Origin of the sequence: Massilia sp. MP_M2, from assembly GCF_039123635.1 — a bacterium.
In the GTDB taxonomy this organism is placed as follows: Bacteria; Pseudomonadota; Gammaproteobacteria; order Burkholderiales; family Burkholderiaceae_D; genus Telluria.
Genome location: NZ_JBCHJF010000009.1, coordinates 18,104 through 41,760, shown reverse-complemented (window position 1 = coordinate 41,760; position 23,657 = coordinate 18,104). Strand labels below are relative to the sequence as shown.

20 protein-coding genes and 1 tRNA gene are annotated in these 23,657 nt (G+C 60.6%); 11 read left to right on the top strand and 10 right to left on the bottom strand.

Going from position 1 to position 23,657, the window contains the following annotated elements; genetic code table 11:
• Nucleotides 1–117 precede the first annotated feature (117 nt).
• The 3 genes from aceE (at nucleotide 118) to lpdA (ending at nucleotide 6,418) form a co-directional block, all read left to right on the top strand.
• A complete protein-coding gene (gene aceE, locus RCH14_RS18045) occupies nucleotides 118–2,814 on the top strand; it encodes a pyruvate dehydrogenase (acetyl-transferring), homodimeric type (RefSeq protein ID WP_343027489.1) in 2,697 nt (898 codons plus the stop codon).
• Nucleotides 2,815–2,889: 75 nt separating this feature from the next.
• Nucleotides 2,890–4,554: a dihydrolipoyllysine-residue acetyltransferase gene (gene aceF, locus RCH14_RS18040; protein ID WP_343027488.1), complete on the top strand. Its 1,665-nt coding sequence runs from the start codon at nucleotides 2,890–2,892 to the stop codon at nucleotides 4,552–4,554.
• A 13-nt stretch (nucleotides 4,555–4,567) separates the two neighbouring features.
• Nucleotides 4,568–6,418, top strand: coding sequence for a dihydrolipoyl dehydrogenase (gene lpdA, locus RCH14_RS18035; protein WP_343027487.1), 1,851 nt, complete (start codon nucleotides 4,568–4,570; stop codon nucleotides 6,416–6,418).
• A gap of 57 nt (nucleotides 6,419–6,475) precedes the next feature.
• Here lpdA and RCH14_RS18030 read toward each other — a convergent pair whose 3' ends face one another.
• On the bottom strand, nucleotides 6,476–7,450 hold the full coding sequence (locus RCH14_RS18030; RefSeq protein WP_343027486.1) for an IS1595 family transposase: 975 nt from the start codon (nucleotides 7,448–7,450) through the stop codon (nucleotides 6,476–6,478).
• A gap of 204 nt (nucleotides 7,451–7,654) precedes the next feature.
• Between RCH14_RS18030 and RCH14_RS18025 the strand changes: the two genes are divergently transcribed.
• Nucleotides 7,655–7,978 (top strand): hypothetical protein, encoded by a 324-nt coding sequence (locus RCH14_RS18025; protein ID WP_343027485.1) that lies wholly within the window; start codon nucleotides 7,655–7,657, stop codon nucleotides 7,976–7,978.
• Between the two features lie 67 nt (nucleotides 7,979–8,045).
• Here the strand turns inward: RCH14_RS18025 and RCH14_RS18020 are convergent, their stop codons facing one another.
• Both RCH14_RS18020 and RCH14_RS18015 read right to left on the bottom strand, forming a co-directional pair.
• Entirely contained in the window at nucleotides 8,046–8,231 is a 186-nt protein-coding gene (locus tag RCH14_RS18020) for a hypothetical protein (protein ID WP_343027484.1), read from the bottom strand.
• A gap of 137 nt (nucleotides 8,232–8,368) precedes the next feature.
• Nucleotides 8,369–9,016 (bottom strand): TetR/AcrR family transcriptional regulator, encoded by a 648-nt coding sequence (locus RCH14_RS18015; protein ID WP_343027483.1) that lies wholly within the window; start codon nucleotides 9,014–9,016, stop codon nucleotides 8,369–8,371.
• Between the two features lie 114 nt (nucleotides 9,017–9,130).
• Between RCH14_RS18015 and RCH14_RS18010 the strand changes: the two genes are divergently transcribed.
• The 7 genes from RCH14_RS18010 to RCH14_RS17980 all read left to right on the top strand — a co-directional run bounded on the left by RCH14_RS18010 (nucleotide 9,131) and on the right by RCH14_RS17980 (nucleotide 17,701).
• On the top strand, nucleotides 9,131–10,270 hold the full coding sequence (locus RCH14_RS18010) for an HlyD family secretion protein (protein WP_343027482.1): 1,140 nt from the start codon (nucleotides 9,131–9,133) through the stop codon (nucleotides 10,268–10,270).
• A gap of 7 nt (nucleotides 10,271–10,277) precedes the next feature.
• On the top strand, nucleotides 10,278–11,894 hold the full coding sequence (locus RCH14_RS18005) for a DHA2 family efflux MFS transporter permease subunit (RefSeq protein WP_343027481.1): 1,617 nt from the start codon (nucleotides 10,278–10,280) through the stop codon (nucleotides 11,892–11,894).
• Between the two features lie 27 nt (nucleotides 11,895–11,921).
• On the top strand, nucleotides 11,922–13,364 hold the full coding sequence (locus tag RCH14_RS18000; RefSeq protein ID WP_343027480.1) for an efflux transporter outer membrane subunit: 1,443 nt from the start codon (nucleotides 11,922–11,924) through the stop codon (nucleotides 13,362–13,364).
• Between the two features lie 161 nt (nucleotides 13,365–13,525).
• Nucleotides 13,526–15,163, top strand: a complete 1,638-nt coding sequence (locus RCH14_RS17995) for a methyl-accepting chemotaxis protein (protein ID WP_343027479.1) — start codon at nucleotides 13,526–13,528, stop codon at nucleotides 15,161–15,163.
• A gap of 88 nt (nucleotides 15,164–15,251) precedes the next feature.
• Nucleotides 15,252–15,659: a cell envelope biogenesis protein TolA gene (locus RCH14_RS17990; RefSeq protein WP_343027478.1), complete on the top strand. Its 408-nt coding sequence runs from the start codon at nucleotides 15,252–15,254 to the stop codon at nucleotides 15,657–15,659.
• A gap of 192 nt (nucleotides 15,660–15,851) precedes the next feature.
• Nucleotides 15,852–16,691, top strand: coding sequence for an HDOD domain-containing protein (locus RCH14_RS17985; protein WP_343027477.1), 840 nt, complete (start codon nucleotides 15,852–15,854; stop codon nucleotides 16,689–16,691).
• Nucleotides 16,692–16,801: 110 nt separating this feature from the next.
• Complete coding sequence (locus tag RCH14_RS17980; protein WP_343027476.1) at nucleotides 16,802–17,701, top strand: choice-of-anchor A family protein; 900 nt, start codon at nucleotides 16,802–16,804, stop codon at nucleotides 17,699–17,701.
• Nucleotides 17,702–17,726: 25 nt separating this feature from the next.
• Here the strand turns inward: RCH14_RS17980 and RCH14_RS17975 are convergent, their stop codons facing one another.
• The 7 genes from RCH14_RS17975 to RCH14_RS17945 form a co-directional block, all read right to left on the bottom strand.
• Nucleotides 17,727–18,947, bottom strand: coding sequence for an MFS transporter (locus RCH14_RS17975; protein WP_343027475.1), 1,221 nt, complete (start codon nucleotides 18,945–18,947; stop codon nucleotides 17,727–17,729).
• Between the two features lie 142 nt (nucleotides 18,948–19,089).
• Nucleotides 19,090–19,698 (bottom strand): YigZ family protein, encoded by a 609-nt coding sequence (locus tag RCH14_RS17970; RefSeq protein WP_343027474.1) that lies wholly within the window; start codon nucleotides 19,696–19,698, stop codon nucleotides 19,090–19,092.
• Nucleotides 19,699–19,767: 69 nt separating this feature from the next.
• Nucleotides 19,768–19,843: transfer RNA gene (locus RCH14_RS17965), tRNA-Lys, on the bottom strand.
• Nucleotides 19,844–19,894: 51 nt separating this feature from the next.
• Nucleotides 19,895–20,491, bottom strand: a complete 597-nt coding sequence (locus RCH14_RS17960) for a hypothetical protein (protein ID WP_343027473.1) — start codon at nucleotides 20,489–20,491, stop codon at nucleotides 19,895–19,897.
• A gap of 364 nt (nucleotides 20,492–20,855) precedes the next feature.
• The gene (locus RCH14_RS17955; protein ID WP_343027472.1) at nucleotides 20,856–21,101 is read right to left on the bottom strand and encodes an Imm74 family immunity protein; all 246 of its coding nucleotides are present in this window, start codon (nucleotides 21,099–21,101) and stop codon (nucleotides 20,856–20,858) included.
• Between the two features lie 855 nt (nucleotides 21,102–21,956).
• On the bottom strand, nucleotides 21,957–22,349 hold the full coding sequence (locus tag RCH14_RS17950) for a hypothetical protein (protein WP_343027471.1): 393 nt from the start codon (nucleotides 22,347–22,349) through the stop codon (nucleotides 21,957–21,959).
• A 570-nt stretch (nucleotides 22,350–22,919) separates the two neighbouring features.
• The gene (locus tag RCH14_RS17945; protein WP_343027470.1) at nucleotides 22,920–23,192 is read right to left on the bottom strand and encodes a hypothetical protein; all 273 of its coding nucleotides are present in this window, start codon (nucleotides 23,190–23,192) and stop codon (nucleotides 22,920–22,922) included.
• Nucleotides 23,193–23,657: the final 465 nt, after the last annotated feature.

Below are 23,657 nucleotides of genomic sequence, written 5' to 3'. Positions count from 1 at the left end.
TGCAGAAGTCCACTGTTAGAATCTGATGGTTTAGCTAAAAGATAGTTCGAATTTCATCAACCGCCGCCAGCCTGCGCAGGGATCGGATGGGGCGTACCACACTAGGAGACGCATGACATGGCAGCTCAACTCGACCAGTTGACCTCGCAAACCGCCAACGATCCGGATGCAATCGAGACCAAGGAATGGCTCGATGCGCTGGAGGCGGTGATCGAACATGAAGGAACGGAACGCGCCCATTACCTGATGGAGCGCCTGGTGGACCTGGCACGCCGTCGCGGCGCGCACGTCCCGTTCTCGAGCAACACCGCGTACGTCAACACGATTCCCGCGCACCTGAACCAGAATTCGCCCGGCAACCTCGAATACGAAGAGCGCCTGCGCTCGTGGATGCGCTGGAATGCCATGGCGATGGTGGTCAAGGCCAACCGCGCCGACGGCGACCTCGGTGGCCACATCTCGTCGTTCGCTTCGCTCGCCAATATGCTGGGCACGGGCTTTAACCACTTCTGGCACGCCCCGACCGAAGACCACGGCGGCGACCTGCTGTACATCCAGGGCCACTCGTCCCCGGGCATCTACGCCCGCGCCTTCCTCGAAGGCCGCCTCACCGAAGAACAGCTGCTGAACTTCCGCCGCGAAGTCGACGGCAAGGGCCTGTCGTCGTACCCGCACCCGAAACTGATGCCGGACTTCTGGCAGTTCCCGACCGTGTCGATGGGCCTGGGCCCGCTGATGGCGATCTACCAGGCGCGCTTCCTGAAGTACCTGCATGCACGCGGCATCGCCAAGACCGACAACCGCAAGGTCTGGGTCTTCTGCGGCGACGGCGAGATGGACGAGCCGGAATCGATGGGCGCGATCGGCATGGCCGCGCGCGAGCAGCTCGACAACCTGGTCATGGTCGTCAACTGCAACCTGCAGCGCCTGGACGGTCCGGTGCGCGGCAACGGCAAGATCATCCAGGAACTCGAAGCCGACTTCCGCGGCGCCGGCTGGAACGTCGTCAAGGTCATCTGGGGCTCGCAGTGGGATCCGCTGCTGGCCCAGGACAAGGACGGCATCCTGCAGCGCGTGATGATGGAATCGGTCGACGGCGAATACCAGAACTACAAGGCCAAGGACGGCGCCTACGTGCGCAAGCACTTCTTCGGCAAGGATCCGGCGCTGCTCGAGATGGTCTCGAAGATGAGCGACGACGACATCTGGCGTCTGACCCGTGGCGGCCACGATCCGCACAAGATCTACGCCGCGTTCAAGAACGCGCAAGAGAACAAGGGCACGCCAACCGTCCTCTTGGTGAAAACCGTCAAGGGCTTCGGCATGGGCAAGTCGGGCGAGGCGCGCAATACCGCCCACCAGACCAAGAAGCTCGATGACCAGGCGATCCGCGACATGCGCGACCGCTTCAATATCGCGATTCCCGACGACCAGCTGGCCGACATCCCGTTCTTCAAGCCGGCCGACGATGCGCCCGAAATGGTGTACCTGCACGAGCGCCGCAAAGCGCTGGGCGGCTACCTGCCACAGCGCCGTGAAAAGTCGGACGAAAAGCTGACGGTGCCGGCACTGGCATCGTTCAAGGGCGTGCTCGAGCCAACCCCTGAAGGCCGCGAAATTTCGTCGACCCAGGCGTATGTGCGCGTGATCACGAGCCTGTTGAAGGACGAGAGCATCGGCCAGCGCATCGTGCCGATCCTGGTCGACGAATCGCGTACCTTCGGCATGGAAGGCCTGTTCCGCCAGATCGGCATCTTCAACCAGCAGGGTCAGTTGTACGAGCCGGTCGACCGCGACCAGGTGATGTACTACCGCGAAGACAAGGCAGGCCAGATCCTGCAAGAGGGTATCAACGAAGCGGGCGGCATGAGCTCGTGGATCGCTGCAGCGACGTCGTACTCGTCGAACAACCGCACGATGATCCCGTTTTACACGTTCTACTCGATGTTCGGCATGCAGCGCGTGGGCGACCTGGTCTGGCTGGCGGGCGACATCCGTGCGCGCGGCTTCCTGATGGGCGGCACTGCCGGGCGCACGACGCTCAATGGCGAAGGCCTGCAGCACGAAGATGGCCATAGCCACATCATCGCTGCGACCGTGCCGAACTGCCTGCCGTACGATCCGACCTTCGGTCACGAAGTCGCAGTCATCATCCAGGACGGCCTGCGCCGCATGGTGGAAGAACAGGAAGACGTGTTCTACTACATCACCATCATGAACGAGAACTACCCGCAGCCGGGCCTCAAGCCTGGCCAGGAAGCCGGCATTCTCAAGGGCCTGTACCTGCTGCAGGAAGGCGGCAAGGACAACGCCCAGCGCGTGCAGCTGATCGGTTGCGGCACCATCCTGCGCGAGTCGATGTTTGCGGCCGAACTGCTCAAGAACGACTGGAACGTCGATGCAGACGTGTGGTCGGCGCCGTCGCTGACGCTGCTGGCGCGTGATGGCAATGATTGCGAGCGCTGGAACATGGTCAATCCGGAGCAGCCACAGCGCGTGCCGTTCGTCACCGAGCAGCTCGCCGCCACCAGCGGCCCGATCGTCGCGACGACCGACTACATGCGCATGTTCGCCGAGCAGATCCGCGGCTTCATGCCGAAGGACCGCACCTACAAAGTGCTGGGCACGGACGGCTTCGGCCGTTCGGATTCGCGCGTCAAGCTGCGCGAGTTCTTCGAAGTGAACCGTTACTACATCACGGTGGCATCGCTGCGCGCACTGGCCGACGAAGGCAAGATCGACCGCGCCATCGTGTCGCAGGCGATCGCCAAGTACGGCATCGACCAGAACAAGCCGAATCCGGTGACCCAGTAATGCTCACGTCCGCCGCCCCGCGCTGTTCGGGGCGGCGGGTCGAGGCTAACTCACATAACAATTGGAGCTAACACTATGAGCATTGTGGAAGTCAAAGTCCCTGATATCGGCGACTTCAAGGAAGTGGAAGTGATCGAGCTGATGGTCAAGCCGGGCGACACGATCAAGGTCGACCAGTCGCTGGTGACCGTCGAGTCGGACAAGGCGAGTATGGAAATTCCGTCGAGCCACGCCGGCGTGGTCAAGGAAATCAAGATCAAGGTCGGCGACAAGGTTGCCGAAGGCTCGCTCGTGCTGCTGCTCGAAGAAGCGGGCGGCGCGGCCGATGCGCCTGCTGCTGCACCTGCCGCCGAAGCTGCACCTGCACCGGCTGCTGCACCAGCGGCCCCTGCGCCGGCTGCCGCCGAAGCGCCAGCCGCATCGGGTGGCCTGGTCGACGTGACCGTGCCGGACATCGGCGATTTTAAAGAAGTCGAAGTCATCGAACTGATGGTCAAGGTGGGCGACACGATCAAGGTCGACCAGTCGCTGCTGACCGTCGAATCGGACAAGGCCAGCATGGAGATCCCGTCGAGCCATGCCGGCGTGGTCAAGGAAATCAAGGTCAAGGTTGGCGACAAGGTGGCCAAGGGTTCGCTCGTGCTGGTCGTGGAAGCGACCGGCGGCGCACCTGCTGCTGCGCCTGCGTTAGCTGCTGCGGCAGCGGCACCGGCTGCCACGCCTGCCGCTGCATCTGCACCGGCCCCAGCCCCAGCGCCTGCTGCTGCACCAGCCGCCGCACCAGCACCAGCCGCACCAGGCGTGACCGGCGCGAAAGCCCACGCCTCGCCATCGATCCGCAAGTTCGCGCGCGAACTGGGCGTGGACCTTGGCCGTGTGCCTGGCAGCGGTCCAAAGGGTCGCATCACCCAGCAGGACGTGCAGAACTTCGTCAAGGGCGTGATGGCAGCGCCGCCTGCCGCCGCGCCAGGCAAAGCCGGTGGCAGTGGTGTCGGCCTGGACCTCCTGGCCTGGCCATCGCTGGACTTCTCCAAGTTCGGTCCGACCGAAACGGTGCCGCTGTCGCGCATCAAGAAGATCTCGGGTCCGAACCTGCATCGCAACTGGGTCATGATCCCGCACGTGACGCACTTCGACGAAGCCGACGTGACCGACCTGGAGCAGTTCCGCGTCGATACCAACGCCTCGCTGGCCAAGCAGAAGTCGGCGGTCAAGCTGACCATGCTGGCCTTCGTCATCAAGGCGAGCGTCGCCGCGCTGAAGAAGTTCCCGCAATTTAATGCGTCGCTGTCGGGCGACGGCGCAGCCCTGATCACGAAGCAGTACTACAACATCGGCTTCGCGGCCGACACGCCGAATGGCCTGGTGGTCCCTGTTGTAAAAGACGCGGACAAGAAGACCATCTCGCAGATCGCCACCGAAATGGGCGAACTGTCGGCGCAGGCGCGCGACGGCAAGCTGCCGCCAACCGCGATGCAGGGCGCAACGTTCACCATCTCGTCGCTGGGCGGCATTGGTGGCACCGCATTCACCCCGATCATCAACGCACCCGAACTGGCGATCCTGGGCCTGTCCAAGTCGGCGATGAAGCCGGTGTGGGACGGCGGGGCCTTCCAGCCGCGCCTGATGCTGCCGATGTCGCTGTCGTACGATCACCGCGTGATCGACGGCGCCGGCGCCGCGCGCTTCTCTGCCTACCTGGGCGAAGTGCTGGCGGACCTGCGCAAGACCCTTCTGTGATTGGAGCGCACTGATGAGCACTGTTGAAGTGAAAGTCCCGAATATCGGTGACTTCAAGGACGTCGAAGTCATCGAGTTGATGGTCAAGGCCGGCGACACGATCAAGGTCGACCAGTCCCTGGTCACCGTGGAATCGGACAAAGCCAGCATGGAAATCCCGTCGACGCACGCGGGCGTGGTGCAGTCGATCACGGTCAAGGTCGGCGACAAGATCAACCAAGGCACGCTGCTGCTGACGGTGGAAGAGGGTGCTGGTGCCCCGGCGGCCGACAAGCCAGCCGACAAGCCGGCTGCTTCTGCTGCGCCTGCGCCTGCGCCTGCGCCCGCTGCTGCGTCAGCCGCGCCAGCCGCGCCGACCGAATCGCAGGCGCCAGCCAAGCCGGCCCCTGCGCCAGCGCCAGCCGGTCCTGCACCGACTCCGTCGAGCTACACCGGCGCGGTCGACATCGAGTGCGACATGATGGTGCTGGGCGCCGGTCCCGGTGGCTATTCCGCCGCGTTCCGCGCGGCTGATCTGGGCATGAACACCGTGCTGGTCGAGAAGTACGCAACGCTCGGCGGCGTGTGCCTGAACGTGGGCTGCATCCCGTCGAAGGCGCTGCTGCACGTGGCCTCCGTCATGGATGAAACGGCGCACATGGCCGACCTGGGCGTGGCGTTTGCCAAACCAGAGGTCGACATCGACAAGCTGCGCGGCTACAAGGATGGCGTGATCAAGAAGATGACCGGCGGCCTGGCCTTCATGGCCAAGGCGCGCAAGGTCAACACGGTGCAGGGCGTCGGTCAGTTCTTGAGCCCGAACCACATCGAAGTCACGGCACCCGACGGCGGCAAGAAGGTCATCGCCTTCAAGAAGGCCGTGATCGCGGCCGGTTCGTCGGTCGTCAAGCTGCCGTTCGTGCCGGAAGACCCGCGCATCGTCGATTCGACGGGCGCGCTGGAACTGCGCCAGGTACCGAAGAAGATGCTCGTCATCGGTGGCGGCATCATCGGCCTGGAAATGGCGACCGTGTATTCGACGCTCGGCGCGCGCATCGACGTGGTCGAGATGATGGATGGCCTGATGCAGGGCGCGGACCGCGAGGCCGTCAAGGTCTGGCAGAAGTACAACGCGCACCGCTTCGACAACATCATGTTGAAGACGAAAACCGTCGGCGTGGAAGCGCTGCCGGAAGGGATCAAGGTCACGTTCGAAGCGGCCGAAGCGGGTGCTACTGCACCTGAATCGCAGCTGTACGACCTGGTCCTGGTGGCCGTGGGCCGCAGCCCGAATGGCAAGAAGGTCGCTGCCGACAAGGCCGGCGTATTGGTGAGCGATCGTGGTTTCATCGCCGTGGACAGCCAGATGCGCACCAACGTGCCGCACATCTTCGCCATCGGCGACCTGGTGGGCCAGCCGATGCTGGCGCACAAGGCGGTGCACGAGGCGCACGTGGCGGCCGAGGCGGCCTTCGACAAGAAGACGCACTTCGACGCCAAGGTCATTCCATCGGTGGCCTACACCGATCCGGAAGTGGCGTGGGTGGGCCTGACCGAAGACGAAGCCAAGCAACAGGGGATCAAGGTCGAGAAGGGCCACTTCCCGTGGAACGCGAGCGGGCGCGCCGTGGCCAATGGCCGCGACGAGGGTTTCACCAAGCTGCTGTTCGACGCTGAAACGCATCGCATCGTCGGCGGTACCATCGTCGGCACGCATGCCGGCGACATGATCGGCGAGATCGCGCTGGCGATCGAGATGGGCGCCGACGGCGTGGACATCGGCAAGACGATCCACCCGCACCCGACGCTGGGCGAGTCGATCGGCATGGCAGCCGAGGCCTATGAAGGTGTCTGCACCGATTTGCCGCCACCGCGCAAGCGCTGATCGGTAGCGTGGCAAGCGAAACCGGGACCGTGAAGGTCCCGGTTTTTTTTGGCGCAGTCAACGTTGTCTGTTGATGACGTCGACTGCGATGCAAAACAATTGTTCTGCGGAACTGACCCGCCCGCCATCCAGTGCCCAGCGCCATCCCAGGTAATTGGGCAGATAGCGCGATGCCACCCCGCGAAAGCCCAGTAACCAAGCCTTGAAGCGCCCGTGGTATGCGTTCACGTTTTGTACGTGGATCGCACGGCTACCTGAATGCCTGACGCGCACGCCCGCGCATAGATTAACCGCCTCGTGCGCAATCTTGTGCTTGCGTGCAAAGGCCCGGTACGCGGCATGGCCATCGCTTACCAGCAGCGCCTGCGGATCAAGCCTGGGCAGCAAATCGCGTTCGAGTTGCGCTGCCGTCAGTGCGCCACGGCCAGTGACGGCATCAATGGTGCGGCCATGCCGATCGCGCGCCACCAGGATGCAATCGAGATGGCGGGAGATGCCACGCTCGGGGGCGTGCCCGCCCCGTCGGCGCGGCGGACGGTCGAGCGTGCGCGATCCTTTTTGCGATTCGAGCAGAAACGTCTCGTCGGCCTCTACGATGCCGTTAAGCGCTGCGGGCCGGTCGAGTTTGACCCAATGGAGGAAGCGGTGGCGCCATCGGAATGCCGTGTTGCGGTGAACGCCGACCCGGTCGGCTCCCTTGCGTACGGACAGTGAGTCAAGCAGCACCTGCGAATACGCGAGCCACTTGTCCTTGTGCCTGAGCCGCGCCAGCGGCGTGCCGCTCAGGTCGTTGAATGTGCGACCACAAGCGCAGCAGCGAAAGCGTTGCAGGTCGTTGGCGAACCCGTGGCGATGACAGCCGTTGTTGCCACAGCTGGGGCAGCAGCGCCTTGGCGCTCTGGCTTGCGCGATAAGTGCGACCACCTGATCGAGGCCGGCTGCGGGATGCAGGGCATCAAGCACTTGCCGGCGCTGCGGCTGATTCAGCGATAACAAGCTGGCGAACCAGTTCTTGAAACGGGGCGCTCTCATGATCAACTCCTGACGCTGGGGACAGACGTTGGACCGCGGGACCGCTCATCAGTTCATAGCTCGGCTCTATTTAACGTTGACTGCGCCTTTTTTTATGCCAGTGTGCATCGTGCGTGCCGCTTGCAGCACGCCGTCAAAGGTCTAAGATGAAGTGATATGGCGGCGGCAGCGTTGCCGCCTTTCTCGCAGCATGCCGGAGTGCACATGGACGAGTACAGCACTGACTACATCGGCACCATCTACGTGCTACCGCGATCGCACGCATTCGAACTCCACACCGCGATCCACGGCGTAGCCACGATCATCACCGGCACCGTGATCCAGCCGTTGGCGCAGCAATTGGCCGATGCCATACCGGGCGGTGGCGGCGTCGCCGATCCGTGCCAGCTTGCCCTGCGGCCGCGCCGCGTCGAGGTGGTCACGCGTGAACTCCACGAACGTCACCGGGCGCCGCGCAAGATGCATTTTCTGACCCGCGTTCACGAGGTCGAAGAACAGGGCCGGCCGGTTCCGTTGTCGGCTGTCTAAGGGCAGCCCCCAAAAAAAATGCCGCCAGGTTCGCACCGTGCGGCATGGATGGCGCGGTATGGCGGGCTTAGGAGAAGCTGACGAAGCGCTCCGGAATATCGATTGCGCCGTTCTTGGCGGCTGCTGCGTAGGTACGCATGTCGGCGACGACCGCTTCCAGCTGGTCATCGCCCGGATTTTCGATAAAGCTCTTCATACGCTCTTGCAGCGCTGCTGCCTGATCACGCCATTCGTATCTGGACGACTTGCTCATACTTTCTCCTCGCGGTTACACCGCTTTTATTTGAATTCACGACACCTGTTGTGAACATTTACATAATCACACAGTTCAGCCGGGAATGTCGATACGATGGCAGACCGAATTTTTCCACCAGGCTACATGCTGAAATTTCAGCCGGGCTTGAGGGCGCTGCTGTAGAACAGTTCCATCCGCGCCGCCAATTGGCGCCGCGCTTCCTCGCCCGACGGCTCGGCATCCGGGAACAAAAAGCGCCCGACCGGGTCGCCGTTGATGCAGCCGATCAGGTGCGTCAGGATGATGGATGGCGGCACGTCGTCGCGCAGTTGCAGGCGGATATCGGGCCGCGCGAAAAAGCGCGCCAGCATCTCGCGCGTCATGCGCGGACCGCCTTCATAAAACGCTTCCGCCAGCTCGGGATTGGTGCCCGCCTCCGCGATCACCACCCGCTGCAGTGCGATGGCGTCGGGCTCGACCAGCAGGGTATAGAAATCACGCGCGAATTCGTCGAGGATCGTGCGCAGTGGGCGCGGGTCAAGATCCATATTGCGCTCTGCAAACAGGCGCTCGCGCCGTGATGCGAGCACGGCCTTGAGCAAGCCGGCCTTGCCGCCAAACTTGACGTAGATGGTGCGCACGGCCACCCGCGCTTCGCGCGCGATCGATTCCAGGCTGGTCCGGGTGTAGCCGTTTTTCAGGAACAGGCGGCCGGCGGCCTCGATCAGTTCCTGGTTGCGTGTTTCGACGTCGGCTGCCTTGGGACGCCCGGCGGATTTGGTGCAGGTCGATGCTGTATTCATAGGTTGGACTCTAGAGCAAAATAAAATGAAATGCAACCGTTTCATTTCTTGACTTCGATGTATTGATGGCGAATAATGCGACGAATCCATTTCATTTCATTTCGGAGCAGCACCATGGCAGAGAACGACATCACGGCAGGGCAGGCGAGCACAGCGCAACCTCGGGCGGCCGCTCCCGCCGCCAGGAAGCCGCCCAACAAGCGCGTGCTGATCGTGGTCGGCGTGATTGCACTGCTGGCCATCGGTGCCGGTGGGCGCATGTGGTACCGCAGCAGCCATTTCGTCGAAACCGAAAACGCCTACGTCACCGGCCGCATGCACCAGGTCTCGTCGCGCGTGGCGGGCGTGGTCACGAAGGTGCTGGTGGAAGACAACCAGATGGTCAAGGCGGGCGATGTGCTGGCGCTGCTCGACCCGGCCGACCAGGCCGTGCGCGTCGAGCAGATCGAAGCGCAGATCGCCAGCATGGAGCAGCAGGTCAAGCAGTCCGATGCCCAGTTGCTGCAGGTGCGCGCCCAGGCCGGCGCTGCCGGCGCCCAGGTGCGCCAGGCCGAAGCCCAGTTGCTGCGCGCCCGCCAGGACGCCGAGCGTTTCGGCCAGCTGTACAACGACACGATGAAAGCCGTGTCGAAATCCGAAGTCGATGCATCGAGCGCGGCGCGCGCCGGCGCCGTGGCCGACGTGGCCGCGCGCCGCGACAATGCCGCCGCCGCGCAGGCACAGATCGGCGCTGCAGAAGCGGGCCGCGATGTGCTCAAGGCCGAAATCAAGGTGCTGCAGGCGCAGTTGAAGGACGCGCGCCAGCAACTGGCCTACAACAGCATCGTGGCGCCGGTGGCAGGCCGCATCGGCCGGCGCAGCGTCGAAGTCGGCGCGCGCGTGCAGCCGGGGCAGGCGATGCTGGCGGTGGTCGAAGACAACGTCTGGATCGTCGCCAACTTCAAGGAAACGCAGCTGGGCGGCCTCGCGCCAGGCCAGGCCGTGAGCCTGGAAGTCGATGCGCTGCCCGACCATCACCTGGTTGGCCGCGTGGACAGCTTCTCGCCGGCGTCGGGCAACCAGTTCGCGCTGCTGCCGGCCGATAACGCGACCGGCAACTTCACCAAGATCGTCCAGCGCGTGCCGGTCAAGATCACGCTCGATCCGCAGGACGTCAAGAAGTACGCGGGCCGCCTGGTGCCGGGCATGTCCGTGGTGGCCGAGGTGGCGCTGGGCCAGGACGTGAAACCGACGCAGACCGCCGCAGCGCGCTAAGCACACCATGACCAGCTTGAGCAAATCAGCCCCGTCGGGTGCGATGTCCGGCGCAATGCCGGGCGCGCCCGCCAATGGCGCTGCCGTCGACCTGCGCACCTGGGTCGCGATCGCGGCCGGCATGCTGGGCGCCTTCATGGCGGTGCTCGACATCCAGATCACCAATTCCTCGCTGCGCGACATCCTCGGCACGCTCTCGGCCACGCAGGAAGAAGGCTCGTGGATCTCGACCGCCTATCTGTGCGCCGAGATCGTCGTGATCCCGATGACGGCGCTGTTTATCCGCGCCTTCGGCATGCGCAACTACATGGTGGGCACCACTGCGCTGTTCCTGGTGTTCTCGACGCTGTGCGGCGCGGCCTGGAGCCTCGAGAGCATGATCGTGTTTCGCATGCTGCAGGGCTTTACCGGCGGCGCGCTGATCCCGATGGCGATGATGCTCGTGATGACGCGCCTGCCGCCCTCCAAGCGCGCCACCGGCATGGCCATCTTCGGCCTGACCGCAACGCTCGCGCCGGCCATGGGCCCGACGCTGGGCGGCTATCTGACCGAGCTGTATGGCTGGCCGTCGGTCTTCTACATCAACTGGGTGCCGGGCGTGCTGCTTATCGCCGGCATGCTGTGGGGGATGGATCCCGAGAAATCCAATATCCGCACGCTGATCAAGGCCGACTGGCTCGGCATCGCGCTGATGGCCATGGGCCTGGCCTGCCTGACGATTTTCCTCGAAGAGGGCAATTCGAAGGACTGGTTCGACTCCAGCTTCATCGTGATCTTTGCCGCGCTCTCGCTCACCGGCATTCTGGGCTGGATTGCGCTGAGCTTTTCGCGGCCCGATCCGTTCGTGAACCTGGCGCTGTACGGCCAGCGTAACTTTCTGGTGGCGACGACGCTGTCGGCGGTGATCGGCATGGGTCTGTATGGTTCGGCCTATCTGCTGCCGCTGTACCTGGGCCAGATCGCCGGCTACACGCCGATGCAGATCGGCGAAGTGATCGCCTGGGTCGGCCTGCCGCAACTGCTGGTGATGCCGTTCGCGGCCAAGCTGTCCTCCAAAGTGGACAACCGCATCCTGTGCAGTTTTGGTCTGTTCATGTTCGGCATCTCGTGCATCATGAATTCGACCATGGATGCGACGACCGGCTACGACCAGCTGATGTGGACGCAGGTCGTGCGCGCCATCGGCCAGCCATTCGTGATGCTCACGCTGTCGAACTTCGCCATGTCCGGGCTGCCGCCGAGCGAAATGGGTTCGGCCTCGAGCCTGTTCAACATGACGCGCAATCTTGGTGGTTCGGTCGGTATCGCGCTGCTGGCCACCACGCTGACCAACCGCGAACACTTTCACTCGGCGCGCCTGGGCGAGGCCGTGTCGACCTATGCGCCGGCCACGCAGGAGCGGCTCGACATGCTGACCCAGGCCTTCATCGCCAAGGGCATCGACCCGGCGGCTGCGGCCAACCAGGCGCTGGGCGTAATCGACCGTCTGGTGCGGCGTGAATCGTATGTGATGGCCTATAACGACGGCTTCTGGATCATCGGCATGATCCTGATCGGCTGCATCGCGGCGATCTGGATGGCCGACAAGGTCAAGTCGCCCGGCGCTGGCGGCGGTGGCCACTGAACCCGCATTCAATTGAAAAGACAAACCATGTTCAAGCCTGTACTTAACGGCGTCCTCGCGATCGCCATCAGCACCCTGTTCGCCGGCTGCACCACGCTGGGCCCCGATTTCAAGGCGCCGCCGGCGCCTGCCGATGCGGCATTTCGCCATGTCGATGCCGGCACGAACGGCGCGCACCTGCCGGCCACCTGGTGGCAGGTGTTTGGCGACGCGACGCTCGATACGCTGGAAGCGCGCGCCTTGCGCGAGAATCCGAGCGTCGAAGCGGCAGCCCAACGCCTGCTGCAGGCGCAGGCGCAACTGGGTGTCGTGCGCGCCGGGCAGCTGCCGTCCGTGTCGGTGGGCGCCGGTGTGTCGAATGCCCGCACGTCGAGCCAGACGTCGCAGGGCCTCGCCCTTGGTGGCCGCTCGATCGAGGGCAATAACTACAGCGTGGCCGCGTCGTTCTCGTATGAGCTTGACCTGTGGGGCCGCGTGCGCCGCATCGTCGAAGCGAGCGACGCGCAGGCGCTGGCCGCGCAGATCGACCGCGATGGCGTGCTCCTGATGCTCTCGGGCCAGGTGGCGTCGAATTACTGGCAGTTGCGCGGGCTGGACGCCGAGATGGCGATCCTGCGCGACGCACTGGCCACGCGGCGCGAATCGCAGGATCTGATCGAAGCGCGCTTCAATGCCGGGCTGTCGAACGAGCTCGATGTGTCGCGCACCCGCATCGAGCGCGCCAATGCCGAAGCCGACCTGCACGAAGTCCAGCGCCAGCGCAATCTGGTTGAGCATGCACTGGCCACGCTGGTGGGCGCCTCGCCCAGCGCGCCGCTGCTGCCTGAGACGGTGGCTGGCGCGTTGCCGCAGCCGCCATCGATTCCGGTGGGGCTGCCGGCCAGCCTGGTGGGCCAGCGCCCCGACCTGGCGGCCAGCGTGGCCCAGCTGAAGGCGGCCAATGCGCAGATCGGCGTGGCCGAGGGCGCGTTCTATCCGGCGCTGTCGTTGACGGGCAATTTCGGCTATGCGTCGCAAAGCCTGAACGATTTGACCAGTGGTGGTGCGCGCCAGTTCTCGGCCGGGCCGCTGGCGTTGTCGCTGCCGATCTTCGACGGTGGCCGCAACCGTGCCAACCTGGCGCTGGCGCAGGCACGCTACGACGAGGCGCGGGCGAATCACGACACGCGCCTGCTGACGGCGCTGCGCGAAGTGGAAGATGCGCTGTCGGACGTCGAGCAGCGGCACAAGCAGGGCGACGTGCAGGCCCAGTCGCAGCAGGCGGCGGCGCGCGCGCTGCTGGTGGCGCAGGCGCGCTACGAGCGCGGCGTGTCCACCTATCTGGACGTGACCGACGCCCAGCGCAGCACACTGGCAGCAGATCGCGCTGCGGCGCAGATCCGCACGCAGCGGCTGCTGGCCACGGTGGCGGTGGCGCGCGCCCTGGGCGGTGGCTGGGAGCAGGGCGCGGCCGTGGCCACTGTGCGCTGAGGCGGCCGACCCGTGGTTGTCACGACCGACCACGGGCATGTGTTGCGTAATGGTGCACACGATTCAGATTAGATTCCAATGGGCAATAACGGGTGATATATTTGCGTTCGCTGAGAAGAAACCACTGTTTCTTTTGCGATACATTTATCTCTACTCCCCCCATGAAAAACAAGAACCTCACGATTGGTGCCCGACTGGCTTTCGGCTATGGCGTCGTCTTTTTGCTGATGATCGTCCTGGTCGCGCTAGGCGCGAGCCGCGTGGGGCGCATTGAAAATGTCCTGAATTACATCAACGACGTAAACAGCGTCAAACAGCGCTACGCGATCAATTTCCGCGGCAGCGTGCATGACCGCGCGATCGCCTTGCGCGACGTGGTGCTGGCGGCGGACCCGGCCGCCGCCGCGACGCCCATCGCGCTGATCAAGACGCTGGACGACAACTACGCCCGTTCGGCCGGGCCGCTGGACGCCCTGTTCGCCGAGCGCACCGACATGCTCGCCGAAGAGAAGGACGCTCTGGCTGCCATCAAGGCGCAGGAAAGCCTCACCAAGCCGCTGATCGAGCGCGTGGTCGCGCTGCACGCAGCTGGCCAGGGCGCCGAGGCGACCGCGCTGCTGTCGCAATCGGCCGCGCCTGCGTTCAGCGGCTGGCTCGCCAGCATCAACCGCCTGATCGACCTGGAAGAAAAACTGAATAACGAAGCGGCCGCCGATGCACGTGCGATGGCCAACGGCTTCGTCGGCTGGATGGCGCTGCTGTGCGTGGGCGCGATTGCCGCCGGTTCGCTGGCGGCCTGGTACACGGCCCGTGGCCTGTTGCGCCAACTGGGCGGCCAGCCGGATTACGCTGCATCGATCGCCTCGGCCATCGCCGGCGGCGACCTGGGCGTGGCGATCGTCACCCGCCCGGGCGACAACAAAAGCCTGCTGTTCGCGATGCAGGGCATGCGTGACAGCCTGGTGCGCATCGTGTCCCAGGTGCGCAACGGCACGCAGGCAATCAGCGCCGTGTCCACTGAAATTGCCGACGGCAACCGCGACCTGTCCAGCCGCACCGAACGTCAGACCGGCACGCTGCACGCCACCGCCACGTCGGTCGCCCAACTGACCGGCATCGTGCGCCAGAACGCCGACAATGCCCGTCAGGCCAACAGCCTGGCCGAGTCTGCATCGGCCGTGGCGCTGCGCGGCGGCGAAGTCGTCGCGCAAGTGGTCGACACGATGGCGTCGATCAATGAATCGTCGAAGAAGATCGTGGACATCATCGGCGTCATCGACGGCATCGCGTTCCAGACGAATATCCTGGCGCTCAATGCCGCCGTTGAAGCAGCGCGCGCCGGGGAGCAGGGCCGTGGCTTCGCGGTCGTGGCCACCGAGGTGCGCAACCTGGCCCAGCGCTCGGCTGCAGCGGCGAAGGAAATCAAGGTCCTGATCGGCAGCTCGGTCGAGCGCGTCGATGCGGGCGCCGTGCTGGTCGACCGCGCCGGCGAGACCATGGGCGAGATCGTCACGGGCGTCAAGCGCGTGACTGACATCATGGCCGAGATCAGCCATGCCACGGCCGAGCAGAATGCCGGCATCGAGCAGGTCAATGGTGCCATTGCGCAGATCGATGAAGCCACGCGCCAGAACGCGGCGCTGGTGCAGCAGGCAAGCGGCTCGGCCGCCACGCTCGAAGAAGAAGCAGGGCGCCTGGCGCAGCTGGTGAGCATCTTCCGGCTCGATGCCGGTGCGCATACCGGTTCACCTGCCAGGGCGACGCCGAAATCAGGCTATCAACCGCATTTGCTTAATTGATTTTTTAATAAGTGTACGGTGCCGCACAGAGCGGGTTGTTGGCATGACGTTTAATGGCTACACCAACAACCTAATAAGGGACATCACCATGAAATCGTTCATCGCCACCTTGATCACCGCCGCTGCCTTCGCCGCTGTCGGTATCGCACCTGCCGCTGCCCAGACCGTCAACAAGGCTGCGCACAAAACGGCCATGGACAAGGCCAAGGCCGACTACAAAGTCTCTAAGGACAAGTGCGACGCCATGAGCGGCAACGCGGAAGACATCTGCGAAGATGAAGCCAAGCTGATGCGCGCCAAGGCCGAGCACGATGCAGCAGTGAAGTTCGACAACACCGGCAACAACGTGATGAAAGCCCGTGGCAATGTCATCGAAGCCGAGTACGACCTGGCTGACGAAAAATGCGACGCCCTGAAAGGCGATGCAGAAGACAAATGCGAAATGCAAGCCAAGTCGACCCGCGACGCAGCGCGCGATGCCAACAAGGCCAAGTAATTCCTGATCTGCTCCCGGCCGCACCTCACTGCGGCTTGGGCCTGTCATGAAGACGTCGTCCCCGGACTTGTTCCGCGGACGACGTTTTTGTATCCGGCGCGCGTGTGGCCTTGACGCCACAGTTAGCACTCGCCGGGCATGGGGTGCATAGACACCCCCGGTGGGGCATACGCCGGGCGCTATAATCGCCGGGTGAATAAACTCGAAGCATTCGGATACATCGCCGCGCAAGCTGTCCGCGGCGAAATTACGTTCCCCACCAGCGTGAATGCCGTGCTGCGCCTGCAGCAGGCGCTCGACAATCCCGATTGCCATATCGATGAGGCAATCAGGCTGGTGCTGGCCGAACCACAACTGGCCGCGCGCACGGTCGCCATGGCCAACACGGCGGCATGCGGTGGCAGCAGTTCGCTGCCCGTGACCAATGTTCGCACCGCCGTGTCGCGCATCGGCTACCGCCGCCTGCAGGCGCTCGTTGCCAGCCTGGTCGTACGCCAGTTCGGCAACCGCATCAACGATCCGCAACTGCGCGCCAAGGCCGAACAACTGTGGGAGCACACGACCCACATGGCCGCGCTTGCGTATTCGCTGGCGCGGCGCGTGACGGGCGTCAATGCCGACACCGCGCTCTTCGCCGGCATCGTGCACGAAGTCGGCGCTTTCTACCTGCTGGCGCGGGCCGACGAATTTCCCGGCCTGCTCGACGACGATGCCGACAACTGGGGCGCGCTGTGCGAGGACGTCGTCAGCGCCGAGGTGATGAAGAAGCTGTCGATTCCGCCGGCCGTTGCCGAGGCGATCGCCGACATGCGCGGCGGCTGGCTCAATATGCCACCCGCCACGCTGCTCGACACGCTGCTGATGGCCAATCAATATGCGCCGGTGGCATCGCCGCTCGATGCCCCGCGCGAGCCGTTGCCGCCGCATGATGAAAACGCGATCGACTTCGTGTTCGATGAAGTCACGCTGGCCGAGATCCTTGAAGAAGCGGCCGAGACTGCGCGTGCGATGGGTGGTATCACGCTGGTGTAATGTGTTTGCTGTGCAGAACCACTTCTGGCAATGATACTATTAGCCATTATAAATTTCTGCGTGGAACTATCGTGATCAAGCTTGGGATATGTCTGACGGCGGCATTGGCAATGACCAGTGCACACGCTGGTGTGCTCGATATCGGTTCGGTCATGGGCGGCGCAAATGTCTTCACCGCCGGTAATTTCACCGCCAAATCAAGCGACGTCGAAGGCGCCATCGTTTCCGGGGGCAATGTCTCGATCGCCAGTTACGCAGTCAACCTGAATGGCAAGGCCGCGTATGGCGGCTACGCGGTGGCCGCGGGCGGCAATCTGTTCCTGGAAAATGGTGCGATCAGCAATGGCAAGACGTATGCTGGCGGCACGACCACGCTCAAGGGCGCCGCGCAGACGCCCGGCACCACCGTCAGCCCGGTCGATTTTGCCGTTGCAGCCCAGCAGTTCAAGGACATCGCCAGCGGCCTGAGCATGGTCGCATCCACCGGCACGGTCACGCGCCAGTACAGCGCGAACAAGGTTACCGGCAGCGGCAAGGGCGGGGTCGACGTGTTCAATGTCAACGCCGACTTCTTCAACGGCGGCGACAACTGGATGTTGAGTGGACTGAGCGCAGGCCAGACGCTGATTTTCAATATCAGCGGCAAGCAGGGCGGGTTCAACGGCGGCAATATCGGTTTTGACCCATTGAGCGGCTACAACGTGCTGTTCAACTTCTATGAAGCCGAATCGGTCAACGTCAGGGGCATCATCGGCAGCGTGCTGGCGCCGTATGCCACCGTCGAAAACGGCTGGGGCGTGATCAATGGCCAGGTTGTTGCCGATACGTGGAACTCGAGCGTCCAGGTAAACTCGAACCACTACTTCAAGGCGGTCGATGTGGCGGGCTTCGAGCTCGTCAAGAATACGCCGCCGGTCGAGGTGTCCGAGCCGGGCACGCTGGCGTTGATGCTGGCGGGCGTGATTGGCGTCGCCGGCGTTGTCGCCTCGCGCCGGCGCCGTCTGGGCTGAGGCTGCCGCTGAACTGACTTGGCTGTTACGCCGGCGGCGAGGTTGCCGGCTGTGCCTCACCCAGCATGCGCTCGACCGTCCTGGCCAACTCGCGTGCCTTCCAGCGGCGACGCGTCAGCATCAATGCCGTCAAGACCACACCGCACAGCGCCATCGCCGCCGCGACCCATTGCGGCGCGGTGTAGGCAAAGCCCAGCGTCAGCGGAATCCCACCCAGCAAGGCGCCCAGCGCATTGCCGACATTAAAACCCGCCTGGCCCAGCGACGACCCGAGCATTTCGGCTTCGCGCGAATGCTCGATCAGGAGCACCTGGACCGGCGGGCCAATGGCCAGCGCGTTGGCGCCAGTCAGAAACGCCAGCACCACCATCGCGATCTTCGACTCTGCCATCAAACCATTGCACAGCAGCAGAGCGGTCATCGACACCATCAGGATCAACAGGGCCGGCAGCGGATGGAACTTGTCGGCCAGATAGCCGCCAAACTGCACGCCCACCGTCATGCCCACGCCGACCGCCGTCATGATCAGCGGCAGCGCACCCGTGCTGAAGCCCGTGACATCGGTCAGCAGCGGCGCGATATAGCTGAACCACGCGAAGAAGCCGCCAGTGCCGATCGAGACGATGCCCAGGGCCAGCCACAGATCGAGGTGCCTGAAGATGCGCAAGTCTTGCATGAGGCCCGTACGTTTGCTTGGCTCGATCGGCGGCACCCACTGATACAGGCTCCACATGGTCAGCAAGCCAATGACCGCGACAATCAGGAACACCATGCGCCAGTCGAACGCATGGCCGATCCAGGTGCCGAGCGGCACGCCCAGGACATTCGCCAGCGTCAGGCCGGTAAACATCATGGCCATCGCCGCCGCCGTCTTGCCGGGCTCGGCCAGGCGGCTGGCGACGACTGCGCCCACGCCGAAGAAGGCGCCATGCGGCAAGCCGGCCAGGAAGCGCGAGGCCATCATCGTCTCGAAGTTCGGCGCGAACGCCGACATCGCATTGAACACGGCAAACATCAGCATGAACCAGATCAGCACGGTGCGCGGCGGACGGCCGGCGACAATGGTGACGAGGGTCGGCGCGCCGACCACCACGCCGAGCGCATAGGCGGTGATGAGGTAGCCGGCTTGCGGAATCGTGATCTGCAGACCACGGGCGATATCGGGCAGGATGCCCATCATGACGAATTCGGTCATGCCAATGCCGAAGCCGCCAAGGGCGAGGGGAAGTAGGCTTTTCTTGATCACAGGGGAGGTAGTTGTACTGCGGTGGAAAATGATCCCTGCCGACGGAGGAATTTGCGGCTGGGTCTGTCACTATACCGTCTGCATCGCCAAACGTCCGCTCACGAGTCGTGATGACAGGTATAGGGCGCCCGAATGGGCCGCCTCAAGCGGGCAGTGACTCGTCGTCGGCGGCGGGCCACACGATGCGGCCATGGCCCACGTCGCCCAGCCGCGCGCGGATGCCGGCAGCGTCGCTTGCGGGCAAGCTGAACGTGAACTGCACGTCGTCGCCATGCGCCACCTCGTCGAGCGTGGCGCCGGCCGCATCGAGCTCACGGCGCAGCATCCCTTCCATCGCATACGGCGCGCTGCAGCGCAGCTGGCGCAGCTTGATGATCGGAATCTTCGGCGCGCCGAGCAGCGCCTGCGCCACGCTGTCGGTATAGGCCCGCACGAGGCCGCCCGCGCCCAGCTTGACGCCGCCGAAGTAGCGCACCACCGTGGCCAGCACGCCATCGAGATCCTGGTGGCGCAGCACATCGAACATCGGCCGCCCGGCCGTGCCGCTGGGCTCGCCATCATCGACCGCCGCCGACTGGCCGCCGGCCAGCAAGGCCCAGCACACATGCGCCGCGCCAGGATGCTGCGCGCGCAGCGCCGCCACGACCTGCTGCGCCCCAGCACGGTCAGCCATCGGCTGCACGCACGCGATGAAGCGGCTTTTCTTGATGATCAGTTCGTGGTGGACGGCGCTGGCAATGGTCTGGGGCATGGGGCGCGCAGTAAAAGGACAACGAAAACGACAACGCCAACCCGAAGGTTGGCGTTGTCGATGAATCTTTGGTAGGCCGTGCGGGATTCGAACCTGCGACCAACGGATTAAAAGTCCGCTGCTCTACCAGCTGAGCTAACGACCCGAAGAAGACGAGATTATAGCCGCACTTGGCAGATTTACCAAGTGCTTCCGCTCATTCTTTCTTTTTGTCTACGTCAGCGTGGTATTCCTCGCCCTGTTCTTCGGCGTGTTCTTCACCTTCTTCCGAGACATCTTCGCCTTCGATGATCTTGTCTTCGGCCTGCACATCGTGCATGGCGTGCGGCTCGAGTTCTTCGGCGCTGACATTGAGCCGGACGAACAGGCCCCAGGTGGCGAGCAGGGCGGCAGCGGCAACACCGATCGACGCAGCGTGCGGCAAGTATTCCGGGCTGCCATGGACGAACTGGAACACACCGATCAGGCACTCGACCGACAGGGACACGACGACCACGATCAGGAAGCGCGACAGGAAGCGGCGCACGCGGGTAGGCGAGCTGATGTTTGCTTCGCGCTGGATTTCTTCTTCCAGCACGGTCTGGCCAAGACCGAGCGCGGCAACGGCGATGGTCAGCATGCCGATGCATTCGAGGATGAGGTCGAAGCGTTCGCGGGCAGAGGTCTCGGCGGAAGGGATGAGGGCAGCCCAGATTTCGACGCCCGCCAGCACGACGAGGCCGATGCCGCAGGCGAAGAACAGGATGACGATGAACACGTAGCCGAGTTCGAAGAGTTTTGTTATGGCTTTCACGGGGGTAGCGGTGGTTGTAAAGATGCGAGACTTTAGCAGTAAAGGCTGAGTTGGCGATGTTCAGGAGGTGGTGGGTGTGGACGTTGTGCGACAGCGGGTGGCGGGCATGCGCGAGGAGCAGGTGACACCTGTCTTATTTGTTACCGAGACGCGCGTGGTTTCATTCGATTAATAACTAATTCTAGAAAAGTCTTCATGGCGAAAATTTAGACGAGACGTGTGCTAAAAATACCTAGCCCTGAATAGCGGTCTGATGTAGAGGGATTCATGTGTAGTAGAGTCTGTAAAGGTAAGCATGGCCTTAACCTGTAGACTTTTGCTGATTTAGACTACCAGTGCGCGATTCCGGCTGAAGATGGGCTTACTATTCAATTTCCAGACACATCTTTCTGCGTGAGAATTCCTCTTTAAGAAATTGAAATAGCTGCTTTTTCTCAATGAGAGTCAAATTTTCTTTGTCGTCTGGTGCATCCCACTTTTCAATGCTGTTCTGATAAAGCACGAAGTCGGGAGATCCGTATCCCCTTAAAAACGCTTCGCCATATATAGTGATGCTCTTTCCTCCAACTTTCACCCAAAGATGCCCACGTGTGATTTCTACTAGCTCCACGTCGCCTAACTCCTAAAAATCGCTTTCGTTGCCCCAGTCTTGGGATTAATTCGGCTAGCAATTCGGCGACTTCGCCTGAAGATTGTGAAAATTAATTATGAAAATTGCTTAGCATTTTTAGTATTAGCTTTGCCTAATTTTTCTAAGATTCTAAATTCGTTGATAAAATTTAATTTTCAAACTTAGATCCCCTTGTTTCGCATCATAGAAGAACATGACGTGCCCCCAGTCACAAGAATCAAGCGAGGCAGAACTTGGATGGTTACTTATGAACTTTACGCCCCAAAAACTTTCGCATTTTTTCACTATTTTTGATTCGAGAATGCTGCAATCGAAAAATTCGATCAAATCGAATAAGAACGTGAAAACAATTGAATAGTCTTCTTCAACATCGATCACGCCATCCGCAGAATTTCCACAAATAGTAAATTTTTGTAAGAATTTATAACGTATACTAAACTTGTCTTGGTGAATTTTAGTTGAACAAAGATTTTCAATGGTATTTGAGAAAATTTTTTTTCCAAATATTATAGGTTGGGACTCTATAAATATTCCGCGGTCTTTCAAGTCTAATCTTACAAGAAGCATACTTTTTCCCATAATATAATTACCTTATGGCCGTATATCAGCCTGCCATATTTCAGATTGTCTCTAATGGACTTTTCGTTATGCGATAAATCAGCTCAAGTGATTATAAATTTCCTTCGATTCTTTTCAGTGATCTGAACGGCCCCTAAGTGAAAAACCGCACGCTGTTTAGATCGGAATTAAATTAAAGCAAACGTAGCTCGGACTTATTGGCGAATAAAATATTAGACATTAGGGCTTCATTAAATACAGCAGACAACTCGTTTTTCATCTGGTTGACCAATCGATCACCTCTTTCTCACCGGTAAGTCGAAAAATAAAGTAGTTCGCTGCATGAAACTCATTTGAGAATATTGCGACGTCGAAATTTTCTCCTTTTTCGGTGGTGTACACCACCCAAAAATCTTTAATTTTATTAATAACTAATTCGCCAAGACCGGTCGTGACTTGGTTGCCAAGAGCATATTCAATTCTATCGACGGCATGCTTATCAAGAAACTCTCTAAGAGTGCCGAGCAATGACTTAGTTGACAAGGAATCTGCATGAGATTTTTCAAATTCAAATTGCGGTAGCTCAATGATCATTAAATCCTCTCCGGGAATTATGAAGAAATTAACTTTTTTACTGATTGTTTGTATTATTTTGAGTGCCCATTCCAATCTCGTCAAGCCAGGGTGTTACAGGGCCTGACTCCATAGAAATCGGCTTAGTAACAGGCTAAGAATTAGGAACGCAAATTCGGGTTTTGAACGAAGCTTTTTTAAAGCTGCCTGAATCTTGTCAATTGCCGCCGGCTTCAATTCTGCTTGATTGCTTGCGATGCGCTGCCAGCAGTACAGAAAATACCTGAATGCAACTATATTCCATGTATCAGATGCTATCGCGCTTTCAGACACTTAATCAAATTATCTATAGTTTCCGATAGAGGGTCAAACATCAATGAAAATTTGGACTATATGAAATTGACATTTGGTACGTGTTCTTTGCGCAAATCGCCCAGTTGAAATAGCTTTTTAAAGTATTTCCATTTAACCGCGACTTCTCTCTGCAATGTACTGATGCATGAATCACTCCGATTTCAAGACCAATTTTGATTTGGCCTGCGGAGGTAAATTTTCAGGGAAAGAATTACTTTTTTAACTCATATTTTTTCTTAGAGCCAAATTTGTGGCATTTTTTATCACATGATATCCTTTGAAAGTAACCTTATCTACCCATTCTTAGAGTTATCAAATTCGCCGCATATGCTTTTTCGTTGCTCTGTTAAGATTTTCAAGTTTTTCCCACCAGTCTTTTTGTGATAAGTGAGGTGGGTAATAATCTCCAAGCCACTTTACATGGCAACGCATAGCTATCTCAATTAATATTGCATTGTGACTATCTGCTGCGAGCTTTTTGTCCAATAAAATATTGCAAAAATTCTTTAATTCGTCTGCATCATTGATAAAGCCGGCTTGGCGCAAATGGTAATTTATTTCGATTAATAATTCTGAAATTTTCATTGTTTAACTGATCCGTACGTTCGCCTCCTACAGTTCCTACTTACCGGCACCTATCAATTTGCACAGATTTCAGGTCCTAGTTAAAGCGCTTATTCCTTCAAGTAGTAGGTGGTCCTGAGTTAGGGAATCAATAATTTCAATTCCTACTGTCTTATTTGATGAAAGCGCGTTTCCTTAGCTTTTTCTGTAGTTGCTGCTCTACTTAGACTTGGTTTTAAGGGCTGAGTAGCAGCCTTCTTCATTATATTTTCGCGATGTTTAGCAACGATTTGAAATTAATTTTTAAAATCCGCCTTGCAATCAAAAAATATAGAGTCTAACGTGGTCATATTTTTCGTCGCAGCACGGTCTTAAAAGGTTTACTCAACCGAAAGCTAGTTTGGGCTCGGTCGCTTTACTGATTTCAAGCCGTCATGCATCAGCACACGGATTTTTAATCAGCCTCGCATTCACTAAGTATCAACG